The following is a 12329-nucleotide window of genomic DNA, read 5'->3' on the forward strand; positions in this document are numbered from 1 at the left end:
GTGGTGGTGCGGCGGTGGCGCGGTGATCGGGTACCTGGTCGCGAACGGTGCACAAACATGCACGTATCGGACGCAAGAGGGCGTAGTCGGACGATAGGCGGTCGGAAAGGGACGCGCCTGTGCGTCGGAGGGAAGTGGCGGTGCGTCAGGCCGCGACGGGGTGCGCGTGGCGGTGGCGCGCGTCCGTGTTGTGCAGGGTGCGCAGGCCGGCCGTCAGCCGGGCCGGGTCCTGGCGCAGCCACAGCCGGACCGCCGCGCCCAGCGCCGCGCACGGCGAGCCCGGGCGGACGCCGCTCAGGTCCGTCATCCGGTCGGCGAGCGCCGGGAGCAGTTCGGCGAGCTCCGGCGGCAGCCACACCGTCAGCGCGCAGGGGGCGAACCGCCGGAGCTCGTCGGCGAGTTGGGGCGTACCGCCGGTGAGCACGGACGGCAGGACGTCCAGCAGGGCGTCCGCCACCACCTCGGACACGTCGCCGCGGTGCCCGTGGGCCAGGCGCCGCAGCAGCGTCCGGTCGGCGGTGGTGAGTCGGACAGCCAGCATGACCTCGTCGGATTCCATCGCACGGCCTCTCCGGGCACCCACGCCCAACCCGACCGGCCCGCGGCATGCGGGCCGGAAACACACAAAACGCCGACCAGATGGCCAGGGTTGTCACTGTCCCCAAGCCGGAAACCGCGGCGGAAGGGCCGAACGGCCCCGTTCGGCGGGGCCTGACGGCGAACCGGCCGGTGGGCCGGGTGGCGAAACCGGCCTGCGGGCACGGTGGTGAAACCGGCCGGTGGGCCGGGCGGCCGGCTCCGGTGAACCGGCCGACGGGCCCGGCGGTGGGCCGGGTGGCCGGTCGCGGCGGACCGGCCGGTGGAACGAGCGGCGGGCGGCCCGGGAAGCGGGCGGCCGGCCGCGGCGGGGCGGCCCCTCAGCGGGAGCCGCGGGTCGCGCCGTCGTAGCGGATCCGGTGGTCCGGCACACCCGCGTCCAGCAGCAGCGAACGTGCGCCGGCGACCATCCCGATCGGGCCGCTGAGCAGGGCCAGGCCCGGCAGGCTCTGGTGGCCGCGGAGCAGCGCGGCCAGGCCCTCCAGGTCCGGTCCGAGCACCGGCGTCAGCTCCAACCACGAGCGGTTGGCGGCGAGTTCGACCATCGCCGGCCAGTCGTACAGGTCGTCCCGGCCGCGCGCCGCGACCACCAGCCGCACCCGCCGGCCGCGCGCCCGGTGCGCCGCCGCGAACTCCTCCACCAGGGCCTTCATCGGCGCCAGGCCCGTCCCTCCGCCGATCAGCAGCAGGTCGCGGTGCACGTCCGAACCGTCGCCGTCCAGCGAGAGTTCGCCGCGCGCCGGGCCCACCCGGACCTGGTCGCCGACGCCGGTGCCGTCCACCAGCGCCGCGCTCAGCCCGCCCGGCGAGGTCCGGCGGACGTGGAACTCCAGCACCCGGTCCTCGCGCGGCGCGCACGCCACCGAGTAGGTGCGCCAGGTGTGCGGCAGCAGCGGCGACTCCAACGCCGCGTACTGGCCCGCCCGGTACGGGTACGGCTCGCCGGTGCGCACCCGCAGCACCGCCAGGTCCGGGCGGCGCCGCTCGTGGCCGACCACCTCGCCGTGCCAGAACGGCGGCTCGGTGGACGCGGCCTCCGCGCCCGCGACCATCGCCGCCACCGAGAACCGCAGCATCCGCAGCCAGGCCGCCTCGACCTGCCCGGTCCAGGCCCGCCCGCCGCGCACCCGCAGTGCGGTGGTCAGCGCCTCCTCGAACGCCTCGTAGTGCGCCGGCCACACCCCGAGCTTGCGGTGGTCCGCGCCCAACGCCCGTAGCTTGCCGTCGAGTTCGTCCGGCCGGTCGAGGTGGTCGATCAGGTGCTGGAACATGTGCCCCAGGTGCTGGCGCTGGAACTCCATCGACTCCGGGAACAGCCGCCGCAGGTACGGCCGGCGGAGGAACATCGCGTCGTACAGCACTTCGATCAGGGAGTCGAACGGCAGCAGCGGCGTGAGGTGGCGGACGATCAAGTCCCGGTCCCCGGGCTCGGGCGGCTCCACCGACGGCCGCTGTGGGCCGGACGACCGGCCGGGCGGGGCGAGGATGCTGCGACGCAAGCGCATCGCGTGGTGGCGGGCGAGCAGCCGGTCGTACTCCGGGCTGAACGCGTCCTCGCCGTGGGCGCCGACGGTGAGGACGTGGGCGGCGGTGAGGGCGGTGGGGGTGGCGGTGCGCGGAGCGCCGCTGCTGATGAACTCCATGAACGCCAGGCTAACCACACGTGTAGACGAGATGATCATGGACTGTTCGGCCGCCCGAAGCCGGGACGTTCGGCCCTTGACCTGCGACGATACGGGCGGCTGCGGGCGGTCGCGGGCGGCTCGGCCCGGGAGCATGGGCACGCGCGGGGGCGTGTCCTACGCTGGAGTGCATGTCGAACCCCGATGGGCTGCTCGTCCAGATCGCCTCGATGGTCGAATCCGAGCACAGCAACCAGATGTCCCTCACGGTGGTGGTCCCCGGCGCCGTCATCACCGGCAGGCTCGCCCCGGTGGCCCTGTGGTGGGAACGCGTGGCCGACGTCCTGGAGGCCTCCGACCACCTGAAGCCCTTCGCCGCCCTCTTCGCCCCGCCCGTCGAAGGCCCGCCGGCCCGCCCCACCCACCTGCACCTGCACCGGGCGAGGATCCTTCAGGGCAACTTCGGCCTCCCGCACACCGGCGGCATGTACCGCATCGCCATCGGCGACATCAGCGCCTGGTCGGTCGGCGACCTCAGCTACTCCGACGCCTGACCGTCCCGGCGGCGGGTCCGGCCGCGGGTCCGGCCGCGGCTGCGGCTGCGGCTCCGGCCCCGGCCCCGGCCGCGACGGGCTCGCGGGCGGGGCGGGGCGGGTCGGCCGGTTCCGGTACCGGCCGGGTGCCGCTCAGGCCCCGGTGCGGCGGGCGAGCCGGGCGACGGCGTTCAGCACGCGTCCCGCGCCGTCCTCCTTCGCCATCCGGGCGGCGGCCGCCGTCGCGTGCTCGCGGTGGGACGGGTCGTCGACGGCGAGGCGGATCGCCGCCGCGAGGCGTTCCACCGTGAGGTCCGCGAACGGGATCGGCGCCACGGCCGCGCCGACGGCCGTCAACCGGCGGGCCCAGAACGGCTGGTCGGCCGTCACCGGGACGGGAACGGACGGCGCACCCGCGCGCAGCGCCGCCGCCGCGGTGCCCGCGCCCGCGTGGTGGACGACCGCCGCCACCCGCGGGAAGAGCGCGGCGTGGTCGAGCGGGCCGACCGTCAGCACGTCGTCCGTCTCCGCCTCCGGTGCCAGCCCGGCCCAGCCGGACTGGAGGATGCCCCGCCGGCCCGCCGCGCGCAGCGCCTGCACCGCGAGACGGCCCAGGCGTTCGCCCTGGCCCGCGCCCATGCTGCCGAAGCCGATGAACACCGGCGCCGGCCCATCCGCGAGGAACTCCTCGACCTCGTCCGGGAGTTGATCGAGCGCGGCGGGCCACCAGTTGCCGACCACGTCCAGGCCCGGACGCCAGTCCGCCGGGCGGCGCACCAGCGCGGAGCTGAAGCCGTGCAGCGCCGGCCACTGCCGGTTCGCGAGCCTGCGCCGCATCGCCGGTCCGGTCAGCGGCGGGAGGCCCAGTCGGGTGCGCAACTCCGCGACGGCGTCCCGGTGGAGGCGGTCCACCACCCCCAGCGCGGCCCGTCCCGCCGCCCGGTTCCCCCACCGCCCGAGCGACCGGCCGCCACCCACCACCGGCCCGAACTCTCCCGTGGGCTCCACCGGTTGGAGGTACACCCCCATGCTGGGCGTGCCCGTCGCGTCCGCCACGTGCCACCCCAGCGGTGCCGTCGACGTGGACAGCAGCAGCACGTCCGCCCCCGGCTCCGCGACTTCCGCGATACCCCGGCCCAGCTCCCCGACGAACTCCTTCGCCCGCCGGAGCATCCCGCCCTTCCCCGAACTCCCCCCACCGCCACGGGGATCGCCCGGCAGCTCCCGGAACTCCAACCCGCACCGCTCCACCACCCCCCGGTAGCTGCGGTGCGTCGCCAACGCGACCTCGTGCCCCGCCTCCGCCAGCCGGACGCCCAACCCCGTGTACGGCGCGACATCGCCGTGCGACCCCGCCGCCGTGACCAGAATGCGCATGAAAGACTCAACCCTCCATGGTGCGACGGGCGTTGGCCTCGATCGCGGCGTGCAGGAACGCGGCGAGCCCGGGCAGCTGCTCGGGCGGCGGCACGAGCATCGCGAACGCCCGCGGATCGGTCAGGTAGTCGGCCGCGATCGCCCGGTGCGACTCCGGCGGACACGGCGTGAACCACCGCTCCACATGCGCCCGGTGCTGCTCCGCCAGGTCCATCGCCCGCTCCCCGTCGGCCGGTTGGCCGTCCTCGAATGCGACGATCAACTCCCGCCGCCAGGACGCCGATTCGGCCATCAGCTGCCGCCAGTCCTCCTTGCTGTGCCGGGCCGCCCGCTCCATCGACTCGCGCTGGCGCGCACTGTCCGCCCACTTCAGCTGCGCGTCCGTCGCGTAGCTCAGATCCCAGCGGACCTCGCCGAAGATGTCGAAGCGCTCCTCGGGCGACAGTCGGACGCCGGTCCGCTCCATCTCGATGGCCTGCTCGGCGACCTCCACCAGCTTCTGCAACTTGGTGATCTGCTCGTTGAGTTGGCGGTGCCGCTCGCGCAGGTGCGCCAGCGCGGTCGCCCCCGGGTCGGTGAGGATGCTCCGGATCTCCTCGATCGGGAATCCCAACTCCCGGTAGAACAGGATCTGTTGGAGCCGCGCCAAGTCCCGGTCGTTGTACAGCCGGTAGCCCGCCGCACTCCGCTCGCTCGGAGACAGCAGCCCCTCCCGGTCGTAGTAGTGCAAGGTCCGCACCGTCACCCCGGCGAACCCCGCGACCTGCCCCACCGAATAGCTCACGCCCTGATCGGCCACACCCGTTCTCCCTTCGAACAGGCCCCATGCTGAACCCTGACGCCAGGAGAGGGTCAACTCGGCCGGCGCCGGCGGGCACGGTACGAGGTCGGGTGCTGTGCTCAGGCCCGCCCGGGTCCCGACAGCAGCCCGGCGTTCCGGCGGACCCAGTCGCCGATGCCGGTGGCCGGGCGGCCGGTGACCTGGCGGACGCCGTCGGCATGCCGGTCGTAGCGGTTCTCGGCATGCAGGCGGGCCATGGTGGCGATGTGCTGGAAGGCGTGTTCCGGCAGACCGAGCGGTCTCAGATCGCGCTCGATCCACTCGTCCAGCGGGACGTCCGTGTACGCGACCGGCCGGCCGAGCGCGGCGGAGACCTCGGCGGCGATGGCCGGGCCGTCCTGCGTGCGGGGGCCGGTCAGTTCGTAGGCGCGGCCGACGTGCGGCTGAGGGTCGGCCAGGATCTCGGCGACGACCTCGGCGACGTCCGCCGCCGCCACGGGGGACGTCCGGGCCGTCGGGCCGAGCGGAAGTCGGACGGCGTCGGCGGTGGCGACGGCGGACAGACCGGCCCGGAACAGCGGGTTCTCCAGGAACACGGTCGGCCGGACCTCGACCACCGGCAGCCCCGACCAGCCGAGGGCCTGCTCCACCAGCCACTGCTGCCGCTGCTGGTGCGACTCGCCGGTGTCGGACACCCCGAGCTCGGAGACCGTCAGCTGCGACATGTTGACGAACACCTCCGGCCGCGCCGCCTCCCGCGCCACGGCCGCCGTGGTGAGGGCGGCCTGCAGGTACTGGTCGGACACCCCCATGCCGAAGTAGACCCGCGCGCAGCCGGCCAGCGCCCCGGCCACGTCGCCGGTACGGGTCAGGTCGCCGACGACGACCTCCGCGCCGGTGGCGCGCAACGCGCGCGCACGTTCGTCGTCACGGCGCACCAGGGCGCGGACCGGCAGCCCGCGCCGTCGCAGCGTCTCGACCACGGACCGGCCGACGGCGCCGACGCGACCGGCGGCACCGGTGACCAGGATCGGTTGCACAGTATCTGTCCTCCGTAGCACAGGAGTTGACGGTACGTCAGGTTGATGCGATGACGGTGACGCGAACGGGTTGGAGTGGGCGACCGTCCGTGCCCCCGATCCCGGTGGCGGCGTTGGGAGCGGTGGACCCGCGTGGAGACCACGCGTTCCACCCTCCGACGGTCAACGAGGAAGGACACGGAGATGGCCACGTACAACACGGAGATCCACACGGGTGGCGGCGGCTGGCAGGACGACGCGCCGCTGACCCTCAGCATCGCCAACCGGAGCGACGTCGCCCCCGGCGACGGCGCACCCGCGACGGGCACCACCGTCACGTGGAACGGCGACGCGGGCAGCGGCAGCGTTACCTTCTTCGACAACGGCAACAGCTTCCAGGGCACCGCGCAGTTCCCCAACGAGGGCCCCGTCGGCTACCGCGGCACCCTGGCGGACTGACGGCCGGCCGCGCGGCGGACTGACACCCGGCCGCGCGGCTGCGCCCCAACGCATTCGAGCCGCCCGGCGATCGGCCGGGCGGCTCCCCTCTGTGCGGACCCTGTGGATTTCAGATGACTACCGGCTTGCCGGCTCCGGCGATGGCGGTCAGGGCCAGGCGGGCCTGGTTGCAGAGGCGGTGTTCGGCGACGTTCACCGTGCCGACGTTGCCGTGGACGGCAACCGGCGGTACGAACGTGATCGACCGGCTGTACGAAGGTGGTCGACCGGCTACGCGAACGTCATGAGGGCGCCGAGGGAGACGTTCGGGCCGGCCGTGACCCACGGGTCGGGGGAGGGGCCGCGGACGGGGCCGAAGTGGACGGGGACGGGGCCGTTGGTGCCGCAGGCCGGATAGCCGTCGACGTCGGAGATGGCGACGGAGCCTCCCGGGGTGGAGAAGCCGGCGGCGCTGACGGCCTCGGTGCTCTGCCACAGGCCGGCGGTGGAGAGGTGGGCGAGAGTGACGGCGCCGTCGGTGGCGACGTAGCCGACGGCGGTGCCGGAGGCGTTCTTGGCGGCGGAGAGAACGGCGCCGTCCGGGACGGTGCCCGCCGGGGCGGTGGTGTTGGGCTGGAGGGCGCCGCTGCGGCCCGCGCCGGCGCTGATCGTCGCCTGGTTGAGGCGTCCGTCGCGGCCCGCGTAGAACACCGAGAAGGTGCTCGACGAGGTGCCGGGGGCGACGGCGATGCCCGCGTTCGGTCGGGCGCTGCCGGCCGGGGCGATGGTGTACGTGGTCATGTTGCCGCTGGCCTGCGACGTCCAACTCACCGTCACCGCACCGGAGTCGCCGACGGTGAGGATGCCGGCGCGGCCGGCGATCGCGTAGGTGGCGGACTCCGTGGCGGTCGGGTAACCGGCGGAGGGCGGGAGTTGGCGCCAGTCCACCGCGTACTGGAGGCACGGGTCGGTGAACAGCGAGGCGGTGGCGGTCGGCGCTGCCGCGAGGCCCGCCCAGCCGGCGGTGGCCAACGTCAGCTGGCTGCTCGCCCAGGCCACGGATATCCGGCCGCCGGGCTGGGCGCTGCCCGGGCCGCTGAGCGGGTACGGATCGGTGGTCGGGTGGTCGCCGCAGTACTGGAGGACCGAGCCGTCCGTCGCCGTGAAGTACACGGCGGGCCGGTGGCCGGGCAGCCGTATCGCGGCCACCCGCGCACCGGGCGGGGCGAGCGAGGCCGGGCCGATCCGGGTGGCGGTGGTCCAGCTGTTGGCGGTGGCCGAGTAGTGGTAGCTCCACAGGCCGCCGTCGGCCCCGATGTAGTACGCGTCGGCTTCGTTGCCGGCCGCGACGGCAGCGGGCGCCGGGCCGGCGAGCAGTGCCGTCGCGGCCAGGATCAGCAGGGTGAGCAGGGCCCGGAGCCGCTGGGCGAGCGGTCTGCGTGGGGTGAGCTCGGGCATGGCGCGTTCCTCTCCAACTCGGGTGCGAGGCACGAAGTTTGACAGTTTCATGGCGATGCATCCAGGGTGCGGGAGGGGCGGGCTCGTAGTGCCCGGGGCGCGCGGTGCCCGGGGCGAGCGGCGCTACAACAGGGTGAGCGTCACGTTGATGCAGACGCCCGCCACCACGACGACCAGCAGGATCCGGGGCCAGAGCGGGCGTTCCTTCTGAGGTTGCCAATCGGACATCGGCGGCTCTCCTGTTCGCTGCGCGGTCGGTGCGGCGGAGGACCGTCCGTCCGCCGTGCAGCGAAACTAACGCCGCCGGTCCGGCCCGCGCATTCGTGCGGACTACCGTCTTCGAGGTGCACTTTTCTGCACCCACCCGGCGGGTGCTGAGCTCAGCCCGGATGCAGCGCCCAGTGGGGTGCCGCGCTCAGTCGGCCCGGGCGTCGAGGGAGTTGAGGTAGGTCAGGACGGCCTGCACCCGGCGGTGGCCGCCGTCGGTCGCCGGGAGGCCGAGCTTGGCGAAGATGTTGCCGATGTGCTTGTTCACGGAGGTCTCCGCGATGAACAGCAGCCCCCCGATGACGCCGTTGCCGTGCCCCTCCGCCATCAGCGAGAGCACCTCGCGCTCGCGCGGGCTCAACGCGTCCAGCGGGTCGTTCCGGGTGCGGCGCACCATCAGCTGGGAGATCACCTCCGGGTCCATGGCGACCCCGCCGCCCGCCACCCGCTCCAGCGCCTGGAGGAACTCCTCCACCCGCCCGACCCGGTCCTTGAGCAGGTACCCGACGCCCGACGCCCCGTGGCTCAACAGCTGGGCGGCGCGGACGTGTTCGACGTACTGGGAGAGCACCAGGACCGGCAGGTCGGGCAGCTGCTCCCGGGCCGCCACCGCGCCGCGCAACCCCTCGTCCCGGTACGTCGGGGGCAGGCGGACGTCCAGCACGGCGATGTCCGGACGGTGGTCGAGCAGGGTCGGCAGCAGCCCGTCGCCGTCCTCCACGGTCGCGCAGACCTCGTGGCCCACGCTCGTCAGCAGCAGCGCCAGGCCCTCCCGCAGCAGGGCGTTGTCCTCGGCGATCACGATCCGCACGGCAGCTCCACTCGAAGTTCGGTCGGCCCGCCGGGCGGGCTCTGCAGGTCGGTGAGGCCGTCGAACGCGGCGACCCGACGCCGGATGCCGCTGATCCCACTGCCCGGCTCCGGGCCCGGGCCGGCCCCCGCGCCGCCCCTGCCGTCGTCCCGCACGCAGATCCGGATCCCGCTGCCGGCGATCCGCAGACGCACCTGGGCGGCCGCGGCCCCGCTGTGCTTGGCGACGTTCGTCAACGCCTCCGACATCACGAAGTAGGCCGCGGCCTCCACCGCGACCGGCGCCCGACTCCCCCCGGCGTCCTGCTCGACGTCCAGACTGGTGGGCACCGGGCAGGCCGCCACCAGCGAACGGGCCGCCTCCGCCAGACCGTGGTCGACCAGCACCGGCGGGTAGATCGAACGGACCGCCCCGCGCAGCGACTTGACCGCCTGATCGGTCAAGTCCCGGGCCTGGTCGATGAGTTCCGGCAGCTTCTCCGGATGGCTGTGCAGCACCTGCTTCATCACCGCCAGCCGCAGCGCCACCGACACCAGCCCGGCCTGCGCCCCGTCGTGCAAGTCCCGCTCGATGCGCCGCAGTTCGGCCGCATGCGCCTCCAGCGCCTCGGCCCGGGTGATGGTCAGCTCCGCGACCCGCTCGGCCAACGAAGTGCGGTGCTTGCGCGGACCGAGCAGCGCCCGGGTCAGCAGCGCGTGCAGCTGCGCCCACCACGGCAACAGCCAGCCGGCCAGCGCGCCGTAGGCCGCGCCCGCCAGGCACGCCGCCAGGGCAGCCCCCCACGAATCGATCTCCCAGACCATGAACTGCGGGGGCTCGGGCACCAGTTGCCACCACAGCGGAACGGTCAGCCAGCTCGTCGCCCCCGTGCACAGCCCCAGAACCAGCGCCGCGCCGACCGTGCCGAACACGGCATGCACGAGCAGCCACAGCAGGTCGCTCCAGGTCGCCCGGTCCGTGAGCATCGTCTGCGCCCGGGCCAGCACCCCGCCCTCCACCCGCCGGTACGACGACGGCACCTCGCAGCCCAACCACCGCCCCGCGCGCCGCCGGTGGGCATCCGCCACCCGCCGCAGCCGGGCCAGCGCGAGCGGCAGCAGGGCCAGCCCAGGGCCCACCAGACTCAGCGCGAACACCGCCAGGAGCGCGTACAGGCCGAACAGGGCCAGCACCGCCGTCCCGCCGACCGCCAGCAGGTACCGCAACGACCGGACCGCCCGCCGCACGAACTCCGCCTGCCCCGACCGCCGTTGCTGCCGGGCAGCGCCCCCGCTCGTCGTCAACGCCCCCCACCACCCCTTTTCCGCCCACGCTACCAGCGGCGGACGGCGGGCCGCCGCCGGGCGAAGGTGCAGTCGACTGCGCCCGAGGACTCCGGTGAACGCCGTGTTCTCCGACGCCTCCCGACACCCACCGCCGGCAGCGACCTGTCGTTGGCGGGTGCGGGAGCGGAGACACGATGACGCGCAGAGAGGCAGCGGAGCAGCCGGTCGGTGAACGAACCCCCGTCACCGGAACCACAGTTGACATCCGGTCGCGGGCGTCGTTCCTGGGGGGCGCCTGCCGGGCGGGCGCGGAACGGGCCGGTGTCCCTGGTGCGGTCAGGACCGGGGCGCGGGTGCGGTGGGTCCGAGGTCGGGCTGCGCGCGCAGTTCCACGGTGAGGGGTGCGGCAGTTCCGGCGAGGTCCAGGACCAGGACCTCGTTGTTCCCCGCGCGCCACAGGGGCGCCGGGGCGTACAGCGTGACCTGGGGGCCCTGTTCGGTCCGCAGGCGGCCGAGCAGGAACCCGTTGACCCACACCAGGGTGCGGTCACTGCCGGGGACGGCGAGGAACGCGTCGGCGGCCTCCGGCAGTTGCAGGTCGGCGCGGTGGAAGGCGGGTCCGGCGGTGGCATCGGAACCGGCGGGCAGGGCGTTCGGCAGGGGGGTCAGGTCGTCGAGCGGCAGCACCCGGATGTCCCAGCCGAACAGGTGCTGGTGGTCCAGTCGGATGCCGGCGGTCAGCCCCTTGCGGTCGGCGAGGTGGGGGCCGTAGTTGACCCGCCCGAAGGGCTCGACGAGGATCTCCAGTTCCGCGCCGCCTTCGGGGACGACCAGTTCGAGGGTCGGGCTCGCGTCGTCGCGTTCCAGCACGCCGACGGGCTTCCCGTCCAGGAAGACCTGCGCCAGGTCCCGGATGCCGTCGACGGTCAGTGTGGCGGGCCCGGCGGGGCCGGTGACGCGGTGCCGGTAGTGGACGAGCCCGCGGTGGTGGCCGAGCTTCTCCATCGGTTCCGGAGCCGGACGGTGTGCCGCGACGGACAGCAGCCCGAGCTGGTCGCGCAGGGCCGCCACGCGGGTGGCGGGAGCGCTCTGCGGTGCCACCCGGCGCGGCTGGGCGGGGAGTTCGGCCTCGGGCAGCGGCAGGTAGCGGCCGATGACCTCGCGGAAGGCGTGGAACTTCTCGGTCAGCTCGCCGGCCTCGCCGACGGGCGCGTCGTAGTCGTAGCTGGTGATGGTGGGCATGTAGCCGGGCTCGGTGAGGGTCCTGCCGGTGTGGTTGGCGCCGGCCCACCAGCCGAAGTTGGTTCCGCCGTGGCCCATGTAGATGTTGACGGAGCCGCCGGCGGCGAGGATGCCGTCGAGTGTCTCGGCCGCGTCCTCGCTGTCGCGGACGTGGTGCGGGTCGCCGAAGTGGTCGAACCAGCCGTTCCAGAACTCCATGCAGACCAGCGGCTCGCCGGGGCGGAACGCGGCGAGCTCGGCGAAGGCCTCGTCGGGCCGGGAGCCGAAGTTGGCGGTGGCCAGCACACCGGGAAGGGTGCCGCCGGCCAGCATCCGGGGCTCGGGGCCGTCGGAGGTGAAGAGCAGGCAGTCGATGCCGCGGGCGAGCAGGCCGTCCTTCAGGTGTTCCAGGTGGGCCCGGTCGTTGCCGTAGCTGCCGTACTCGTTCTCGACCTGGACGGCGACGATCGGGCCGCCGCGCGAGGCCTGGAGGTCGGCGAGGACGGGGATCAGCTGGTCGAACCACTGGTCGACGGCGGCCAGGTAGGCGGGGTCGCCGGTGCGCAGGTGCATCGACTCGTCGGCGAGCAGCCAGGCCGGCAGGCCGCCGAGGTCCCATTCGGCGCAGATGTACGGGCCGGGGCGGGCGATCACGTCGAGGCCGAGCGCGTCGGCCTCGCGGACGAAGGCGGCGACGTCGTGCCAGCCGTCGAACCGGGCCGGGCCCGGCGTGGGCTGGTGGAAGTTCCAGGCGATGTACAGCTCGACGGTGTTGCAGCCCATGGCGCGAAGCCGCAGCAGCCGGTCGTGCCACAGGTCGGGGTGGATGCGGAAGTAGTGCACGGCGGCGGAGACCACGTGGTGCGCGCGGTCGCCGCGCAGGAAGCGGGGGCCGTCAACGGTGAGGGCGGGTCGCACGGTCATGCGTTCGCTGCTTTCG

General features: G+C 74.2%; 11 protein-coding genes. 2 read left to right on the top strand and 9 right to left on the bottom strand.

What is annotated here, in order from left to right; all coding sequences use genetic code 11:
- Positions 1-145: 145 nt before the first annotated feature.
- Positions 146-559, bottom strand: coding sequence for a hypothetical protein (locus ACFV4P_RS03630; RefSeq protein ID WP_380466935.1), 414 nt, complete (start codon positions 557-559; stop codon positions 146-148).
- A 358-nt stretch (positions 560-917) separates the two neighbouring features.
- Positions 918-2240: a globin domain-containing protein gene (locus tag ACFV4P_RS03635; RefSeq protein ID WP_380466938.1), complete on the bottom strand. Its 1323-nt coding sequence runs from the start codon at positions 2238-2240 to the stop codon at positions 918-920.
- Positions 2241-2410: 170 nt separating this feature from the next.
- Here ACFV4P_RS03635 and ACFV4P_RS03640 point away from each other — a divergent pair, with 170 nt between their 5' ends.
- Positions 2411-2773, top strand: a complete 363-nt coding sequence (locus tag ACFV4P_RS03640; protein ID WP_073810165.1) for a hypothetical protein — start codon at positions 2411-2413, stop codon at positions 2771-2773.
- Between the two features lie 132 nt (positions 2774-2905).
- Here the strand turns inward: ACFV4P_RS03640 and ACFV4P_RS03645 are convergent, their stop codons facing one another.
- The 3 genes from ACFV4P_RS03645 to ACFV4P_RS03655 form a co-directional block, all read right to left on the bottom strand.
- Positions 2906-4129 (bottom strand): glycosyltransferase, encoded by a 1224-nt coding sequence (locus tag ACFV4P_RS03645; protein WP_380466941.1) that lies wholly within the window; start codon positions 4127-4129, stop codon positions 2906-2908.
- Positions 4130-4136: 7 nt separating this feature from the next.
- A complete protein-coding gene (locus ACFV4P_RS03650; protein ID WP_380467118.1) occupies positions 4137-4913 on the bottom strand; it encodes a MerR family transcriptional regulator in 777 nt (258 codons plus the stop codon).
- Positions 4914-5029: 116 nt separating this feature from the next.
- On the bottom strand, positions 5030-5950 hold the full coding sequence (locus ACFV4P_RS03655; RefSeq protein ID WP_380466944.1) for an NAD(P)H-binding protein: 921 nt from the start codon (positions 5948-5950) through the stop codon (positions 5030-5032).
- 183 nt (positions 5951-6133) lie between these two features.
- Here ACFV4P_RS03655 and ACFV4P_RS03660 point away from each other — a divergent pair, with 183 nt between their 5' ends.
- The gene (locus ACFV4P_RS03660) at positions 6134-6388 is read left to right on the top strand and encodes a hypothetical protein (protein WP_380466946.1); all 255 of its coding nucleotides are present in this window, start codon (positions 6134-6136) and stop codon (positions 6386-6388) included.
- Positions 6389-6658: 270 nt separating this feature from the next.
- On the opposite strand, the gene ACFV4P_RS03665 is transcribed toward ACFV4P_RS03660, so the two are convergent.
- From ACFV4P_RS03665 to ACFV4P_RS03680, 4 genes are all read right to left on the bottom strand, one after another.
- Positions 6659-7825 carry a hypothetical protein gene (locus ACFV4P_RS03665; RefSeq protein WP_380466949.1) on the bottom strand — a complete coding sequence of 389 codons (1167 nt, stop codon included), beginning with the start codon at positions 7823-7825 and terminating at the stop codon, positions 6659-6661.
- Positions 7826-8240: 415 nt separating this feature from the next.
- On the bottom strand, positions 8241-8903 hold the full coding sequence (locus ACFV4P_RS03670; RefSeq protein ID WP_380466951.1) for a LuxR C-terminal-related transcriptional regulator: 663 nt from the start codon (positions 8901-8903) through the stop codon (positions 8241-8243).
- Positions 8891-10186, bottom strand: coding sequence for a sensor histidine kinase (locus tag ACFV4P_RS03675; RefSeq protein ID WP_380466954.1), 1296 nt, complete (start codon positions 10184-10186; stop codon positions 8891-8893). The genes ACFV4P_RS03670 and ACFV4P_RS03675 overlap by 13 nt, the downstream gene beginning before the upstream one ends.
- A gap of 318 nt (positions 10187-10504) precedes the next feature.
- Positions 10505-12313 carry a beta-galactosidase gene (locus ACFV4P_RS03680; protein ID WP_380466957.1) on the bottom strand — a complete coding sequence of 603 codons (1809 nt, stop codon included), beginning with the start codon at positions 12311-12313 and terminating at the stop codon, positions 10505-10507.
- Positions 12314-12329 lie beyond the last annotated feature (16 nt).

Origin of the sequence: Kitasatospora sp. NPDC059795 (genome assembly GCF_042732175.1) — a bacterium.
Lineage (GTDB): Bacteria > Actinomycetota > Actinomycetes > Streptomycetales > Streptomycetaceae > Kitasatospora.